Below are 17168 nucleotides of genomic sequence, written 5' to 3'. Positions count from 1 at the left end.
CTAAAAAAGAGCGGGTTAGAGCTAACGCCCTAACCCTAGGAGCGTTATTTAACGACGACGTGCACGTCGTTTGATTTGCTTCTCAGCTTCCGCTAGTACCGTGTCGATATCAGCGTCTTTTTCTAACACTTTTTCAAGAGCATCATTGATCACCTGACGAGCAACTTCGTCATAACGGTCAGCAACACGCGCGGGTACTTTTTCTGACGCAGCACGCCAGATCAAGCGAGCTTTTTGCCCCCCTAGGTACGGTACCTCTTCATTGAAAAATTCAGCTGAGTGAACGGATGTCAAAGCAGGGAAAGCGTTGATTTCTTCAAAACCAAGCATTTGCACTTCAGGGTTAGTTGCCATGAATTCTATGAATGTCCATGCCGCTTCTTTATTCTTCGCTCTCTTCGGAATGCCGTAGAAAGAGCCACCCCAACTCGCATAAGCACCTGCTGGAAGTTGCGCTGTACGCCACTTACCCACTTCCTCTGGTGCGATCCAATCTTGTAAGTGCCCACCTAACCAAGCGCCCATCATTTGTGATGCGATGGTTCCGCGACGAAGGCCTTCTGTCCACTCGTTTGACCAAGATCCTACTTCTGCATCGATTCCTGCATCACGCGCTTTTTTCGCCAAGCGGAACGCTTCTTTAAAGCGTGGCGAGTTAACTAGGATGTTGTGATCTCTGTCGAAGTAAACACCTTCACCATCTTTAAGGTTGGCACGAATGTAGATGTCTTTAATATCAACCGCATTAGCTAGCATGTAGCTACCTGTCGCTTCTTTAACCTTAATCCCTGCCTCAATAAAAGAATCCCAGTCTTTAAGAAGCTCTTCTTCAGTTACACCCGCCTCATCAAGGATGTCTTTGCGATAAAAGGTGGCACCTGGGCCAATATCTGCTGGAACACCAGATAGAACACCTTTTGAATTCGTACCCTGCGCAACAGCATAAGGCACTAATTGATCGGTAAATTTAGCTGCGTTGTACTGAGGCGCATTAAGATCTTCTAAACCACCACCCTCAATGAAACGTCCAACATAGGCATACTCTATACCCATAACATCAGGAACATTTGCACCGGTTGCTAGTGCCGTGGTCATCGCGTTGTGGTGATCGCCATAAGCCAATGTCACAACCTTTACTTTAATATTTGGATATTGCTTCTCAAATAAAGGAACTGCAGCTTCCGCCACTTGGTTGAAGTTTGGGAAAGAGGCAACACTAAGTTCCACTGTCTCTGCTTGCGCATAGCCCGCAACGGCGGATGCTATGGCAATAGACATTACCTTGAGGTTTAACTTTTTCATTATTTTTCCTTGTTATAGTAGGGTAATGTTTTGATTTTCATCGAAATAATGAACATTTCGAGAATCAAAGAACACGTTAATACGCTCGTCTATTTCTTCTTCTTGATATGGGGTCTCAATGGTGACTCGCTTCGAACCCAACAAGCCATTGACATGAATAACGGAGCCCAATACTTCATGCCCAATAACGTCTATCTCAGCAGAACAGCGGTGGGTAACATCAATGTCATTCTCAGCCAAAGTAAAATCTTGCGGACGAATACCAATAGATTCGATATTGCTGGTATCAATAGAAGTTGGCAGGCGACTTACGAATTCGTTCTCAGTCGAAGGCAGGATGTTGATTTCAGGGCTACCAATGAACTTGGCAACAAACTTAGTTCGAGGTTTTTCAAATATCTCTTTAGGCGTTCCAACCTGTTCGATGACACCATTGTTAAGAATCACAATGCGATCAGCTAAGGTCATGGCTTCAACCTGATCGTGTGTTACATAGATAACGGTAGTTTGCACACGCTTATGTAGAGCCTTAATTTCTTTACGCATCGCTCCACGTAATTTGGCATCTAAGTTAGACAGTGGCTCATCAAATAAGAAGACTTCTGGCGTACGAACCATTGCGCGTCCCATCGCTACACGTTGACGTTGACCACCCGATAGATCTTTTGGCTTTCTGTCGAGCAGCGGAGTCAACTCCAAAACCTCTGCTACTTCAGCAACCATCTCTTTACGCTTAGATTTATCTACCTTCATGTTTTCTAAAGCAAAACCAATGTTTTCTTCTACTGACATGTGTGGATAAAGGGCATAGCTTTGAAATACCATTGCGATATTTCGCTCGATTGGGTGTAGGTCATTGACGAGTAAGTTATCAATGTATATTTCGCCGTCACTGATGTCTTCTAGACCTGCTAGCATTCTTAGAGTGGTTGATTTTCCGCAACCAGAAGGCCCCAACAGAACCACAAACTCACCATGCTTTATATCTAGATCAACGCCCTTTACTACTTCCGTATCGCCGTAGGATTTTTTTAAATTATTAAATTTTACAGATGCCATTTACATCACCTAAGAGTAATAAACCTTCAAAATTTGCTGTCATTCATACTGTGAAATAATAAGCTCATCAGCAATTGTGAAATTTCATATCAAATTTATTCTTTTTATTTGTAGGCTATTTTTATCTCAATAATTAGCTATTGCTCACATTTACTATTACCTTGCAGTACATCATGTTGACGAAATCTATTTATTTAATGATAAGGCCAAAATCACTAAATAAACTTGAATAAGTAGAGCTAGATCAAACTCTAATTCTTTTGGTTTTATATGTGAACTTCGTCACTTAATTTATTATTTCCATGCTAAATAACCTAGAGATGTGATCATTCGCAAATTAGTCAAATAACTTAAAGTCAGTAATAAATTTCATAATTGAGCCAATGGATAAAACTGATTCATGATAAGGCAAGTGATTCATCCTTTTGGACTTAGGTAGAGACGATGGCAACGGTAGAGTTTAGAGGCGTAGACAAGATTTACTCCGGAGATACACACGTAGTAAAAGACTTCAATCTTAAGATTGAGGATGGCGAATTTGTAGTATTACTAGGTCCCTCTGGCTGCGGTAAGTCCACTACTCTCAGAATGCTGGCAGGCCTAGAGGACATCAGTAATGGTGAAGTTGTCATTGATGAACAGATAGTTAATGACCTGAATCCAAAGGATAGAAATATCGCAATGGTATTTCAAAGCTATGCGCTCTACCCACATATGACTGTGGCTGAAAACATTGGATTCTCCCTTAAAATGGCAGGCATTAATAAGAAAGAGATTGAGCAACAGGTTCGCCGTGTCTCTGACATGTTGCAGTTAACCCCGCTACTGAATAGAAAGCCTAGAGCATTGTCTGGCGGTCAACGTCAGCGTGTTGCTATGGGGCGCGCAATGGTCCGTACACCAGAGGTGTTCTTGTTTGACGAGCCACTATCAAACCTAGATGCTAAATTGCGAAATACCATGCGTACCGAATTAAAAGAGCTACATAAAAAGCATAAAAAAACCACGGTTTATGTTACTCACGATCAAATAGAAGCAATGACCTTAGCTGACAAGGTTGTTATTTTACGTGATGGATTAATCGAACAGGTAGGAACCCCAAAAGAGATTTTCCACAAACCTGCAAACCAATTTGTCGCCACCTTTATTGGCAGTCCAACCATGAATATGTTACCTGTGAATATTCATAAAAAGGATGAGCAGTGGGAACTCAGTGTAGAGGATACCAACTATCTGCTTTCAGAGGCCTATCACAACTCATCTATCCAAGAAGGCCCTGCAACCCTAGGTATCAGACCATCGGATATCAGCAGCGAAGAAAGTGACAACTCAATTCCCATCGAATTGTTTGTTGAAACAACTGAGTTGTTAGGTGCAACGGTACAAATAAACGGTCACTACCAAGATGTAAATGTTGTTATTGAAGTTGATTCTGATAAAAGTGTGTTAGCTAATAGAATGCACCGATTTTATATAGATAAAAATAGAATGCATATCTTTGACTGTAATGGGAAAGCTTTAATTTAATCTCCCGATTTAATTAAAAAAACAACCGCAGTGATAATTAAGTCACTGCGGTTGTTTTGCTGTTATAAATAACAGCAAAACAATAATAAATTACCTAAACAACAAATAAAATTTCATAATTGTAATTAAAACGCGGAACATTGATTATTGAATTCGAAGATTAATCCTAATAACTAGGTACCAAAATCATGACTGAATTCTTTAAAAACATCGATACTATTAAGTTTGAAGGTTCTAACTCTTCAAACCCGCTTGCTTTCCGCCACTATGACGCCGACAAAATGGTTCTAGGCAAAAGTATGAAAGAGCACCTGCGCTTTGCTGCATGCTACTGGCACAACTTCTGCTGGGCTGGCTCTGACGTATTCGGTGCTGGCACTTACGACCGTCCATGGCTAAAAAGCAACGATGCGATGGAAGTCGCTCGCATGAAAGCCGACCACGCGTTCGACTTCTTCTCAAAATTAACTGTTCCTTACTACTGCTTCCACGACACCGATGTTGCTCCTGAAGGGAACTCTATCAAAGAGTACATCAACAACTTCCAGACGATGGTTGACGTATTAGAGCAGAAACAAGCCGAAACCGGCACCAAGCTACTTTGGGGGACAGCAAACGCGTTCTCTAACCCTCGCTACATGTCTGGTGCAGGCTCTAACCCTGACCCGAAAGTCTTTGCTTATGCGGCCACTCAAATCTTCAACGCTATGGGCGCAACTAAGCGTCTAGGTGGTGAGAACTACGTACTTTGGGGTGGTCGTGAAGGTTACGAAACACTACTTAACACCGACCTGCGCCAAGAGCGTGAGCAACTTGGTCGCCTAATGCAAATGGTCGTTGAGCACAAACATAAGATTGGCTTTAACGGCACTATTTTAATTGAGCCTAAGCCACAAGAGCCGACTAAGCACCAATACGACTACGATACGGCTACCGTGTATGGCTTCTTGAAGCAATACGGACTGGAAGACGAAATCAAAGTAAACATTGAAGCAAACCACGCCACTCTTGCAGGGCACAGCTTCCATCATGAGGTTGCGACAGCGACTTCTCTAGGTCTATTTGGCTCTATCGATGCAAACCGTGGCGATGCTCAGCTAGGTTGGGATACTGACCAGTTCCCTAACAGCGTTGAAGAAAACACGCTAGTGATGTACGAAATCCTAAAAGCAGGTGGCTTCACCACCGGTGGCTTTAACTTTGATGCTCGCCTTCGCCGTCCGTCTATCGATGCACAAGACCTATTCCACGGCCATATCGGTGGCATGGATGTCATGGCGAAATCTCTAGAAAACGCCGCGGCTATGCTGGAGAACGATGTGATAGGTAAACTCACTTCTGAGCGCTACGCAGGCTGGAATGACGACCTAGGTAAGAAAATTCTAAGCGGTGAAATGAACCTTGAACAATTGGCTAAATTTGCTCAAGAGAAAAACATTGCACCTAAGATGGCATCGGGTCGCCAAGAGCATTTAGAGAACATCGTTAACCAGTTTATCTTCAAGTAAAACTAAAGGCGCCAGTGTTTACTCACTGGTACCTCCCCTCATTATCACTTTCTCCTAACACCATAGGATTAACAAACATGAACAATGCACTGCAACAATTAAGAAAATTCACAACTGTCGTTGCTGATACCGGCGAAATAGATGCGATTAGAAAATATGCACCTCAAGACGCAACCACCAATCCATCACTGATCTTAAAAGCGGCGCTAGTGCCGGAATACGCGCCCTTAATTGATGAAGCCATTGCCTATGCAAAATCTCAAAGCAATGACAGAACCACACAGATCCAAGATACCTGTGACCGACTTGCGGTAAACATCGGCAAAGAGATCCTCACTACTATTCCTGGTCGTATTTCAACAGAAGTCGATGCGAGATTGTCTTACGACACAGACGCGAGTGTCAGCAAGGCTCGTCAGTTGATTAAGATGTACAACGATGCTGGCATCAACAATGACAGGATCCTGATCAAACTTGCTTCTACTTGGGAAGGGATTCGCGCGGCAGAGATCTTAGAAAATGAAGGGATCAACTGTAACCTGACACTGTTATTTTCTTTTGCTCAAGCTCGTGCCTGCGCAGAGGTCGGCGTATTCTTAATCTCACCATTCGTGGGCAGAATCATGGACTGGTACAAAGCCAAGCAAGGACAAGAATTCCAAGCTTCTGAAGATCCAGGAGTACTTTCTGTCACCAAGATCTACAACTACTACAAGCAGCATGATTACAACACCATAGTTATGGGAGCTAGCTTCCGAAATATTGGTGAGATCATCGAGCTAGCAGGTTGTGATCGCCTCACTATCAGCCCTAACTTACTTCAAGAACTGGAAGAAACTGAGCTTGAAATCAGCGAGAAATTACAGGCTAATCAGCCAGTACAACATCGACCAGAGCCATTAACTCATGCCGAGTTCTTATGGCAACACAACCAAGATCCTATGGCCATAGAAAAGCTTGCTGAAGGCATTCGAAACTTTGCTATCGACCAAGGCAAACTTGAAGCGATGATCGCCAAAAAGCTTTAACTCAATTCCCTGCACCTAATTAGAGCGTTTGTATTCGTAAACCCGTTCAGTAAACAAATGCTCTGTTAGATAAGCCAACAATTTCCTTTTATCTATAGAGACATTCTAATATGGACCGTAAACACCTCGCAAACGCGATTCGTGCATTGAGCATGGACGGTGTGCAGCAAGCGAATTCTGGACACCCAGGAGCCCCAATGGGTATGGCTGATATCGCCGAAGTACTTTGGCGTACACACCTAAACCACAACCCAACAAATCCAAATTGGGTAGACCGCGACCGATTCGTACTATCGAATGGCCATGGATCAATGCTTATCTATTCTTTGCTACACCTTAGCGGTTACGATTTATCTATTGACGATCTAAAGCAATTTCGACAATTGCATTCTAAAACGCCAGGGCATCCTGAGTACGGGTATGCCCCGGGTATAGAAACAACCACAGGTCCATTAGGACAGGGAATCACTAACGCTGTTGGAATGGCAATTGCTGAGAAAACTCTAGCAGCACAATTCAACCGTGACAATTTTGATATCGTTGATCACCACACCTATGCGTTTATGGGTGATGGCTGTCTAATGGAAGGCATTTCCCATGAAGCCTGCTCTCTAGCTGGAACTTTAGGTCTAGGCAAGCTGATTGCTTTTTGGGATGACAATGGCATCTCTATTGATGGTGAGGTTGAAGACTGGTTCTCTGATGATACCCCTAAACGATTTGAAGCCTATGGCTGGCAAGTGATTGCAAACGTTGATGGCCATGATCCAATCGCCATCAACACCGCGATTGAAGAGGCGAAAGCAGACAGTTCACGCCCTACTCTAATCTGTACCAAAACCATTATTGGTTTCGGTTCCCCGAACAAGTCGGGCTCTCACGATTGCCATGGCGCACCATTGGGAGCTGACGAGATTCTTGCAACACGAAAACAACTAGGTTGGAACTATGGCTCGTTTGAGATTCCATCGGAAATCTACGCACAGTGGAACGCGGCTGAGGCAGGCTCAGCTAAGGAAGCAACGTGGAACCAGAAGCTTGCTGATTATGAAAAGGCATACCCTGAACTTGCCAGCGAGTTCAAGCGCAGAACCAGCGGTGAACTTCCAGACCAATGGCAAGAATTAAGCCAAAAAGTCATCGACGATCTACAAGCAAATCCAGCGGATATTGCCTCTCGAAAAGCATCGCAAAATGCCCTTGAAGCCTTTGGTAAGATCTTGCCTGAATTCTTAGGAGGATCGGCTGATCTAGCTCCATCTAATCTCACCATGTGGTCAGGATCTAAGGCGATCTCTGCAGAGGATGCCAGTGGCAACTACATGCACTACGGTGTTCGTGAGTTTGGCATGACTGCCATCATGAACGGCATCGCTTTGCATGGCGGTTTCGTTCCCTATGGTGCTACCTTCTTAATGTTCATGGAGTATGCACGCAACGCCATGCGCATGGCTGCATTGATGAAGATCCAAAATATTCAGGTATATACTCACGATTCTATCGGTCTTGGTGAAGATGGACCAACTCACCAACCTGTTGAGCAGATCGCATCGCTACGCCTAACTCCAAACATGATCACTTGGCGCCCTTGTGATCAGGTAGAATCAGCAGTGGCTTGGAAGCTTGCTATAGAGCGTAAAGATGCGCCAAGCGCATTGATATTTTCTCGTCAAAACCTAGCTCAGCAACCAAGAAACCAACAGCAACTCACTGATATCACTAAGGGTGGCTACATCCTAAAAGATTGCTCAGCTAAACCTGACCTGATATTGATTGCGACGGGCTCTGAAGTAGAACTGGCAATCAATTCAGCTGCAGAATTAGCAGCGCAAGGCAAACAAATACGTGTTGTATCAATGCCATCAACAGATACTTTTGATAAGCAGAGTGTGGAATATAGAGAGTCTGTATTGCCATCAGAGGTTACCAAGCGTATTGCTATTGAAGCAGGTATTGCCGATTATTGGTACAAATATGTCGGCTTTGATGGCGCTATCATTGGCATGACCACATTTGGTGAATCTGCCCCTGCTGGTGAGCTGTTCAAAATGTTTGGCTTTACCGTCGACAACATTGTTGGCAAAGCTACAGAACTATTGAAGTAACCTGAAGTAACCTGAAGTAACAAACCAAAAGCCAGTGCCGGAAGATTCAATTTCCAGTACTGGCTTTTTTGCATTCCCCACCAACCTCAATTCGAACTGTTCCATCGTATCCAAAAGCAAAAAGGCCAGCCCTTTCGGCTGACCTCTATTGTTCATAACTTAATTTCAAGTGACTTAAAACAGCCCTTTAAGTTGGGAGTATAACGCCTGATAAGTCTCTCGCTTAGTTGCATACTGCTCTGTAAGCGCTAAGTCAGGCATATGTATCTGTACTGCTGGAGGTACCGGACAAACATCGGTTATAGTCGCACCTTCTTCAACACCAAGTCTTGCCAACCTTGCTGCACCAAGAGCTGGACCTACGTCGCCACCTTCTCTGAACACTACCTTCATACCAAAGATATTGGACAACATTTGACGCCAGTATGCACTGCGTGCCCCGCCACCAATCAATGAGATCTCTTCTGGTATTAATTTGGTTTCATGCAAAGCATCGAGACCATCTGCAAATGCAAAGCCTACCCCTTCCAGTACGGCCTGAACTAAGTCATATTTAGTCGTAGAGTGGGTCATGCCAAAGAACACACCCTTTGCGGTAGGGTCATTGTGTGGTGTTCTTTCTCCTGAAAGGTAAGGCAAGAAACATAACGCCGACTCTTGATTCGCGTTAGCTTCTGTTTCCGCCAGCATCTGACCGACTTCTTCAAAACCGGTAAGCTGTGCAACCCAATCTAGACATGAAGCTGCACTTAAGATTACTGACATTGCATGCCAAGTACCTGGCAAAGCATGACAAAAACTATGCAGTGCAGATTCAGGGTTAGAGATATAGCCATCACTTACTGCGAAATATACGCCCGATGTACCAAGAGACAACATCGCCTGACCAGGCTCAGTAATACCTACGCCGACAGCACCTGCAGCATTGTCACCCCCACCAGCAATAATAGGCACCTCTTGCATCCCCCAGCGGGTGGCAAGCTCAGAGATGAGATGACCAGTCACTTCACTGCCCTCAAACAGTTTTGGCATTTGATTACGAGTCAGTCCCGTCGCTTTAAGTAGCTCTTCGCTCCAGTCTCTGTTGGCGATATCAAGCCACATAGTACCTGCAGAATCAGACATGTCAGATGCATAGTCACCACTGAGTTTAAAGCGCAGGTAATCTTTAGGAAGTAACACCATATCGACCTTGGAGAAAACATCAGGCTCATGATTAGCCACCCACTTCAGCTTAGGAGCGGTAAAGCCTGGCATCATTAAGTTACCAACGATATCGCGGCTATTCGGTACGTCTTTTTCAAGCTCAATACATTCAGCCGCACAGCGACCATCATTCCATAAAATAGCCGCTCTTAGGACTTCACCTTGACTGTCCAATAAGGTTGCACCGTGCATCTGCCCAGAAAGACCAATGGCTGTAACTGCTGACATGTCTATTCGCTCAGCAAGGCTATCAATAGCATTTTGTGTTGCTTCCCACCAAGCATGAGGATCCTGCTCTGACCATAGAGGTTGTGGTCTTTGTACCGTCAACGACTGCGTAGCTTGCGCGACAATTTTATCTTGATTATCCAGTGCGATCACTTTCACACCCGATGTGCCTAAATCTACTCCAATATACATACTCATTACCTGTTCATTGAAAACTAGTGTCACCGCGTATTCATCACAACGACATGCTTAAGACGATAATGAGCGCTCTATGAGAGGCTCTCAATTACGTTTTTTGTTTCTCAAATTAAGGGATTTCACGACTGGGGGGTGGATCACATCAGGTTGGTATTTTGTGTGGGATAGAAATATGGAATCCATAAATAAAACAGCCAATGAGAGTAATTTCTCATTGGCTGTTTTATTGCTAGTTTAAAAGCGCCCTATGATAGGTGACTTGCTACAATAATTAACTATCTCGTTTAAGAAGTAGGTTGTTCAGCTTGCAGGTTAATTGAGTGGGAGCCGAATACTAGCCTCAAAACACCATCATCTTTACCTATGAGGTCACTTAGTTGATTAAGTTGTGTGCCATATTGATTATTGATCTGTGTGAGATCTCCTGGAAAAAGATCCAATTCAATATTATCTCCGTACGAGTTGACCCAATTAGATAGTTCTATCTCTACACCATTAACATTTACAGCATAGTACCCCATATAGTCACTACCAACTTGTTGCATACTAATTGATAACTCTGGTTTAGCATTAGCTTCGTTTAAACTATATAGGATCGTTAGGTTGTCCAAAGTCGTTGCCTCATAATACGCTCCCACGGGCGTCAACTTGGCAATATATTGTTCTTCCCCTGGATTGTGTCCATCAAGTTCAGGTGGTGCTACAAGATTATTTTCATCTCTTATCTGTGGCGTATCACCTTGCACTGGTGCTGGTACTAGAAGACCATTTTCATCTCTTAGCTGTGGCGTATCGCCTTGCACTAATGCTGGTGCTGCAAGACCGTTTTCATCCGTTAACTGTGGCGTATCACCTTGCACTGGTGCTGGTGCTACAAGACCGTTTGCATCTCTTAGCTGTGGCGTATCGCCTTGCACTGATGGTGGTGCTACAAGACCGTTTTCATCCGTTAACTGTGGCGTATCGCCTTTCACTGGTGATGGTGCTACAAGACCGTTTTCATCCGTTAACTGTGGCGTATCGCCTTTCACTGGTGCTGGTGCTACAAGACCGTTTGCATCTCTTAGCTGCGGCATATCGCCTTTCACTGGTGCTGGTGCTACAAGACCGTTTGCATCTCTTAGCTGCGGCGTATCGCCTTTCACTGGTGCTGGTGCTACAAGACCGTTTGCATCTCTTAGCTGCGGCGTATCGCCTTTCACTGATGCTGGTACTACAAACTTGCTTGGATCCAAATTCGGTGTATTGGCAGCTGTAAGAGGGTAATCAGATGGAGCTAGTCGCCCTTGACTATCCACTTTGTGCGGTGTTAAACCGGCATAAACCTTTGAAGGTTCACTATTCACACGTAACTCAGGAGTCTGCTGGGTAATAACTGTAGGAACAGTTTGTTCTATTTTTGATTTTATATCCTTTTGAGCATCTAGATCTGCTACTGCAGAATCACCATTGCCACTACCACAACCAACCAAAGATGCAGTTAAAAGTGCAGGAACTAATACTTTATACATGTTTTTCTCCAAACATTTTGTAAAACGTTTATCAGAGGCCCCCCCCCTAAATACCGTAGACAATCGTTTGTGAAAGACTTGTGTAATTTCGAAACTGATAATGCTCTAAATTTGAGCATGTGAATAGGTGAGCATAATAACTTTCCAAATTTGAAAGTAGAGACTGACATTTATGCAAATGACAAGAGTAATTTGCACAAATGTCCATACTATTACGTTGTATTTCTTTGGTTAAAGTTTGAAGAGGATGGAATAGCACAACGAAGAATTGCTGGGTTATCTTATCGTCATTTCTGGTGTGAGTGGCTTTGGCAATATTTTCATTACCTAAGCCACTTGGGGAAAGAATAACCTTCGTTCTGTGCAGTATCACTGTACTGGATGTTGGACTTCTGCTCGTTAAAGCGGTCGATGATTCCATTGAGACATCTGTCGAAGAAGTCAGTGCAAATTAACCAGTAATCTAAGCTGCAACTTCATCAAACCTTAATATCTAGCTAAAGTTTTCTTATATAGATGCGTGGGTAACCTTTAGTTCAGAGATAAACACTATACTTCCTCCCAAACAAAAAAGGCCGCTATAAATAGCGACCTTTCTTTGTCATGGTACCGGTGGGCGGACTTGATGGGCCGACATTTCGGACGCCACTCGAATACACACTTAAGCGCATCATATTATATGATATTTCATACGCCAGAAACGACGAAAGGCCGCTATAAATAGCGACCTTTCTTTGTCATGGTACCGGTGGGCGGACTTGAACCGCCACGCCCGAAGGCAACGGATTTTGAATCCGTCGTGTATACCAATTTCACCACACCGGCTTTATGTACCTTTAAGGTACGTTTTGCATTATACGTAAGCCTAAGGGGCACGCAAGGGCAAATATTGTAATTATGACTCGTTCGCATGTTTTTTAGACATGAGTGCCACTTTTTTACACTGAATTACTTTGCAGTCAGGCAACAAATAGCTATTCTGAGCCGCAAAATACAATGATTAGAACTTCAAAACGAATGAATTCACAAAACTCTCTACCTAAAGCAGGTTTGATGCGACGTCTTGGTGCTTGGCTTTATGACGCACTAATTGTAATTGCTATTGAGATGATGGCGGCAGGTGTAGTCGTAGCAATCTTTGAAGCATTAGTTGCTGCAGGTCTAATGGATTATGGCCAATACATTGATGTTAGTGACTATCTTACTCAACACCCTCTATGGAGCGTCCTATTCACTTCCTACCTAGCCATCATCTGGATTGGGTTCTTCGTCTATTTCTGGACTAAAGCAGGACAAACTCTGGGAATGCGAGCTTGGAAACTCAGAGTACAAAATAAAGATGGGTCACTCATTAGCGTCACTCAAGCCTGTATCCGTATTGCAACCTCAGCCTTCGGTTTGAGCAATTTCGCCGTTCCTGTCGATACTGAAAAACGCGGTTTCCATGATATTTGGGCAAAAACTGAAGTAGTCGTGTTACCTAAGGCCATCTAATAAAAATGGCAAAAAAAAAAGGATGGCTGATTAGCCATCCTTTTTTGTTTACATTGTTTTATAGCTTACGTCTCAGCAACATAATGGCCACCAACATGAAGGCGACACTTGGAGCCAGCGCTCCCCACATGGGAGGGATTTGATAAACAACACTCAGAGGCCCGAAAAACTCGGAGGAGATGTAGAAAGAGAATCCTGCAATAACCCCTGAAAGTATCCTTGCCCCCATAGTTACACTACGTAGCGGACCAAATACAAAGGACAACGCTAGCATCATCATTACTGCGATGGATAAGGGCTGGGTTATCTTTCGCCAAAAGGCTAGCTCATATCGAGAGGCATCCAGTTCTGAGTCTTTAAGGTAGGTGACATAACTATATAAACCCGACAAAGACAGTTCTTCAGGTTTAACCGTTACAATCTCAAGTCTTTCTGGTGCGAGTGTGCTTTCCCATTCCAACTTACTTTGCTTGCTTTTATCAATTTCAGTTTCGTTGGTATACAAGGTGGTCGTGACGTCATTCAAGGTCCAAATATTGTCCCCTTTATAATCCGCACTTTTCGCGAATAAACTGCGCATTAGGTCTTTGTTTTCGTCATATTCCCATATATTTACTGCGGTTAGCTCTTTATCATTTACTCGCCCAATATAGATGAAATCATTGGCATCTTTAGCCCAAACGCCAGCTCGGGTAGAAACCATTTGCCCGCCAGAGACTGAAACGGTTCTTAAGTCACGAGCCATTTTTTGCGCTTGCGGAGCACCCCACTCACCCAACAGCATCACCATCATCATTAGCGGCAGTGCTGTCTTCAGTACCGACATGCCAATGTTCACTTTTGAGTAACCTGAAGCCTGCATTACCGTTAGCTCTGAGCTTGTCGCCAAGGTCCCTAGAGCAATCAATGCACCTAGCAACGCTGCCATAGGGAAGAACAGTTCGATATCACGAGGAACACTTAATAAAACAAAGTAAAGTGCATGCAATAAATCATAAGTACCACGCCCAACCTTACGCAGCTGTTCAACATATTTAATGATGCCAGACAAACCGACTAAGGTAACCAAACAGATAGTTGTGGTACCTATAATGGTTCTGCCAATGTATAAATCTAGAATCTTAAACATCTAGGCAGCCCTCTTTTTGCGAATCTTATCTTTCCAACGTCGCACAGGTAAACTATCCATTGAATTGAGCACTAACCCCACGACCAACAAACCAATATTCATCGGCCACATACCTATTACTTCGGATATTTTTCCATCTTCAATCGCCGATTTTGCAGCGCTGATAGACATAAAGTATGCCAAATAAAACAGAATAGCAGGTCCCATTTTAGCAAAACGACCTTGTCTTGGGTTTACCGCAGAAAGCGGGATAACCACAAGGGTGAGTAATGGAATACAAATAATTAGACTAATACGCCAATGAAGCTCAGCCTTTGCTCGTTTGTCAGGGTTATTGAACAATTGAACCGTGGGTAATGCTTCAAAGTCTCGCCCTTTAGGTTTGACGTCGCGCTGACCGATTAACGCATCATACTCATCAAAATCTGTTCTCATATAGTCCAGTTGGGTTGGTATTCCTTCCCATCGCGTACCATTGAACAGAGTTAAGATCTGACGACCATCAGACAACTCTTGCGCCACCCCTGAATCAGCAAAGGCAACACTTGGACGAATTGAACCTTCACCGACCGTTTGAGCAATAAAGACGTTGGTTAGCCTTTTATCTTTCAGTTCATCGATGAAGACTACCGCTGTGCCATCTGGCGTTCGCTGGAACTGGCCTTTCTGCAATAACTCAACGCTAGTGTCAGCTGCCAGATCCTCCATTATTTGCGCTTCTTTATCTTGAGCCCAAGGCGAGAAGTACAAAGAGTTAAACGCAGCAACACCAGAAGTAATAAGAGCCAGATACAAAGCAGCCTGAATCAAGAATTTATTCCCAATCCCTGTTGCATTCATAACGGTTATCTCACTTTCAGCGTATAAACGGCCAAAAGTAAGCAAAATACCAATGTATAAGCTCAGCGGTAGCATTAACAAACCCATAGCGGGCATGTTCAAACCAACCACTGTCATGATAAGTCTGGCGGGAATATCGCCATTTGAGGCTTCGGCCAACACACTGATGAATCTTTGGCTTAGAAAGATTAAAAACAGTACGAAAAAGATGGCCAACTGGCTCTTGATTGTCTCGCGGATCAAATATCTAACAATAATCACGCTAAAGTCCCTATAAGCTCGGATGCAAAACTTGTATTTTTACAGGAATCGCTATAATTTCTGATTAAACCTTTTGTTTTTCAATTTTTCTGACTAATCGATAATCAATTAACTTGCTTACGCTCATTGAGTAAACATAGCTCTTGACCAAGATTCAACAAGTTAAGCAGTTATTATCTAACATTTATTGTGGTTTGTCTTCAGGATGTAGGAGTAGGCATGGAGTTCAGTGTAAAAAGTGGTAGCCCAGAGAAGCAACGCAGCGCATGCATCGTTGTTGGGGTGTTCGAACCACGACGCCTTTCACCAGTTGCAGAGCAACTGGATAAAATCAGTGATGGATACCTAAGCTCACTGCTTCGCAGAGGTGATTTAGAGGGTAAACCAGGTCAAATGCTGTTATTGCATCAAGTACCTGGAGTGTTATCAGAACGTGTTCTGTTAGTAGGTTGTGGTAAAGAGCGTGAGCTTGGCGAGCGCCAATATAAAGAAATCATTCAAAAAACCATCAGCACGCTAAACGAAACAGGTTCAATGGAAGCCGTTTGTTTCCTTACTGAGCTTCACGTTAAAGGACGCGATACTTACTGGAAAGTACGTCAAGCGGTAGAAGCAACGCACGATGGCCTTTATACTTTCGACCAGTTTAAGAGCAATAAACCAGAGACACGCCGTCCACTGCGCAAGCTAGTGTTCAACGTGCCAACACGTCGTGAGCTGAATATCGGTGAGCGTGCAATTAACCATGGCTTAGCAATAGCATCTGGTGTTGCTGCTTCTAAAGACCTAGGTAACATGCCACCAAATGTGGCGAACCCAGCTTATCTGGCCTCTCAAGCCCGTCGTCTAGCGGATGACTATGAAACGGTCACCACTAAGATTATTGGTGAACAAGAGATGGAAAAACTGGGCATGACGTCTTACCTAGCAGTAGGCCGTGGCTCACACAATGAATCTATGATGTCGATCATGGAGTACAAAGGTAACCCTGAATCCACCGCTAAACCTATCGTACTTATCGGTAAAGGACTAACTTTTGATTCAGGTGGTATCTCATTGAAGCCCGGCGACGGCATGGATGAGATGAAGTATGACATGTGTGGTGCAGCTAGTGTTTTCGGTACAATGAAAGCCCTTGCTCAACTTAACCTGCCAATCAATGTGGTAGGTGTACTTGCTGGCTGTGAAAACATGCCAGGAAGCAACGCATATCGCCCTGGCGACATCCTAACTACTATGTCAGGTCAAACAGTAGAGGTGTTGAACACCGATGCAGAAGGCCGTTTAGTGTTGTGTGACGCTCTAACATATGCAGAACGCTTTGAACCAGATTGCGTGGTTGATGTTGCAACGCTAACAGGTGCTTGTGTGATTGCCCTTGGTCATCACATCAGTGGCGTTATCTCAAACCATAACCCACTGTCTCACGAACTTGTGAATGCATCTGAACAATCGGGTGACCGTGCATGGCGTTTACCTATGGCTGATGAATACCAAGAGCAAATCGCCAGCCCGTTTGCTGATATGGCAAACATCGGCGGTCGCCCTGCTGGCACTATCACTGCGGGTTGCTTCCTTTCTCGCTTCACCAAGAAATACAACTGGGCTCACCTAGATATTGCCGGTACAGCTTGGAAGTCTGGTCAAGCGAAAGGCTCAACCGGCCGTCCTGTATCTCTATTGGTTCAGTTCCTACTAAACCGTAGTGGACAAGAAGCCGAAGAATAATAGCCTTATACTGTGTGCTAATCTAAGTTAAGTAACGCCTCCTT

General features: G+C 44.0%; 12 protein-coding genes and 1 tRNA gene. 6 read left to right on the top strand and 7 right to left on the bottom strand.

The window, feature by feature from the left end:
* Positions 1-48 precede the first annotated feature (48 nt).
* Positions 49-1302, bottom strand: coding sequence for an extracellular solute-binding protein (locus OCU48_RS01750; protein WP_141347412.1), 1254 nt, complete (start codon positions 1300-1302; stop codon positions 49-51).
* Positions 1303-1314: 12 nt separating this feature from the next.
* Positions 1315-2361 carry an ABC transporter ATP-binding protein gene (locus OCU48_RS01745; protein WP_141347413.1) on the bottom strand — a complete coding sequence of 349 codons (1047 nt, stop codon included), beginning with the start codon at positions 2359-2361 and terminating at the stop codon, positions 1315-1317.
* A 444-nt stretch (positions 2362-2805) separates the two neighbouring features.
* Here OCU48_RS01745 and OCU48_RS01740 point away from each other — a divergent pair, with 444 nt between their 5' ends.
* The 4 genes from OCU48_RS01740 (at position 2806) to tkt (ending at position 8529) form a co-directional block, all read left to right on the top strand.
* Positions 2806-3888: an ABC transporter ATP-binding protein gene (locus OCU48_RS01740; RefSeq protein ID WP_141347414.1), complete on the top strand. Its 1083-nt coding sequence runs from the start codon at positions 2806-2808 to the stop codon at positions 3886-3888.
* A gap of 188 nt (positions 3889-4076) precedes the next feature.
* Positions 4077-5396: a xylose isomerase gene (xylA, locus tag OCU48_RS01735; RefSeq protein WP_337983896.1), complete on the top strand. Its 1320-nt coding sequence runs from the start codon at positions 4077-4079 to the stop codon at positions 5394-5396.
* A gap of 77 nt (positions 5397-5473) precedes the next feature.
* Positions 5474-6424, top strand: coding sequence for a transaldolase (gene tal / locus OCU48_RS01730; protein ID WP_141346965.1), 951 nt, complete (start codon positions 5474-5476; stop codon positions 6422-6424).
* Positions 6425-6534: 110 nt separating this feature from the next.
* Positions 6535-8529: a transketolase gene (gene tkt / locus OCU48_RS01725; RefSeq protein WP_141346964.1), complete on the top strand. Its 1995-nt coding sequence runs from the start codon at positions 6535-6537 to the stop codon at positions 8527-8529.
* Between the two features lie 174 nt (positions 8530-8703).
* Here the strand turns inward: tkt and xylB are convergent, their stop codons facing one another.
* The 3 genes from xylB to OCU48_RS01710 all read right to left on the bottom strand — a co-directional run bounded on the left by xylB (position 8704) and on the right by OCU48_RS01710 (position 12497).
* Positions 8704-10155 (bottom strand): xylulokinase, encoded by a 1452-nt coding sequence (gene xylB / locus OCU48_RS01720; RefSeq protein WP_167496229.1) that lies wholly within the window; start codon positions 10153-10155, stop codon positions 8704-8706.
* A 290-nt stretch (positions 10156-10445) separates the two neighbouring features.
* Positions 10446-11672, bottom strand: coding sequence for a hypothetical protein (locus OCU48_RS01715; RefSeq protein WP_141346962.1), 1227 nt, complete (start codon positions 11670-11672; stop codon positions 10446-10448).
* A 740-nt stretch (positions 11673-12412) separates the two neighbouring features.
* Positions 12413-12497 (bottom strand) — tRNA-Leu (locus OCU48_RS01710).
* A gap of 192 nt (positions 12498-12689) precedes the next feature.
* Here OCU48_RS01710 and OCU48_RS01705 point away from each other — a divergent pair.
* Entirely contained in the window at positions 12690-13166 is a 477-nt protein-coding gene (locus OCU48_RS01705; RefSeq protein WP_141346961.1) for an RDD family protein, read from the top strand.
* Between the two features lie 58 nt (positions 13167-13224).
* Here the strand turns inward: OCU48_RS01705 and lptG are convergent, their stop codons facing one another.
* The gene (gene lptG, locus OCU48_RS01700; RefSeq protein WP_141346960.1) at positions 13225-14295 is read right to left on the bottom strand and encodes an LPS export ABC transporter permease LptG; all 1071 of its coding nucleotides are present in this window, start codon (positions 14293-14295) and stop codon (positions 13225-13227) included.
* On the bottom strand, positions 14296-15396 hold the full coding sequence (lptF, locus tag OCU48_RS01695; RefSeq protein WP_141346959.1) for an LPS export ABC transporter permease LptF: 1101 nt from the start codon (positions 15394-15396) through the stop codon (positions 14296-14298). It lies immediately after the preceding gene.
* A 219-nt stretch (positions 15397-15615) separates the two neighbouring features.
* On the opposite strand from lptF, the gene pepA reads away from it, so the two are divergent.
* Positions 15616-17124, top strand: a complete 1509-nt coding sequence (gene pepA, locus OCU48_RS01690; protein ID WP_141346958.1) for a leucyl aminopeptidase — start codon at positions 15616-15618, stop codon at positions 17122-17124.
* The last annotated feature ends 44 nt before the right edge of the window (positions 17125-17168 follow it).

The organism is Vibrio inusitatus (genome assembly GCA_024346935.1).
Lineage (GTDB): Bacteria > Pseudomonadota > Gammaproteobacteria > Enterobacterales > Vibrionaceae > Vibrio > Vibrio inusitatus.
The sequence above is the reverse complement of the archived record's forward strand: the minus strand, read 5'-3'. Positions and strand labels throughout refer to the sequence as shown.

Excerpts from the sequence above, each read along its gene's own strand:
- OCU48_RS01750 (WP_141347412.1), bottom strand. The coding sequence starts at position 1,302 with ATGAAAAAGTTAAACCTCAAGGTAATGTCTATTGCCATAGCATCCGCC.
- OCU48_RS01745 (WP_141347413.1), bottom strand. The coding sequence starts at position 2,361 with ATGGCATCTGTAAAATTTAATAATTTAAAAAAATCCTACGGCGATACG.
- OCU48_RS01740 (WP_141347414.1), top strand. The coding sequence starts at position 2,806 with ATGGCAACGGTAGAGTTTAGAGGCGTAGACAAGATTTACTCCGGAGAT.
- xylA (WP_337983896.1), top strand. The coding sequence starts at position 4,077 with ATGACTGAATTCTTTAAAAACATCGATACTATTAAGTTTGAAGGTTCT.
- tal (WP_141346965.1), top strand. The coding sequence starts at position 5,474 with ATGAACAATGCACTGCAACAATTAAGAAAATTCACAACTGTCGTTGCT.
- tkt (WP_141346964.1), top strand. The coding sequence starts at position 6,535 with ATGGACCGTAAACACCTCGCAAACGCGATTCGTGCATTGAGCATGGAC.
- xylB (WP_167496229.1), bottom strand. The coding sequence starts at position 10,155 with ATGTATATTGGAGTAGATTTAGGCACATCGGGTGTGAAAGTGATCGCA.
- OCU48_RS01715 (WP_141346962.1), bottom strand. The coding sequence starts at position 11,672 with ATGTATAAAGTATTAGTTCCTGCACTTTTAACTGCATCTTTGGTTGGT.
- OCU48_RS01705 (WP_141346961.1), top strand. The coding sequence starts at position 12,690 with ATGAATTCACAAAACTCTCTACCTAAAGCAGGTTTGATGCGACGTCTT.
- lptG (WP_141346960.1), bottom strand. The coding sequence starts at position 14,295 with ATGTTTAAGATTCTAGATTTATACATTGGCAGAACCATTATAGGTACC.
- pepA (WP_141346958.1), top strand. The coding sequence starts at position 15,616 with ATGGAGTTCAGTGTAAAAAGTGGTAGCCCAGAGAAGCAACGCAGCGCA.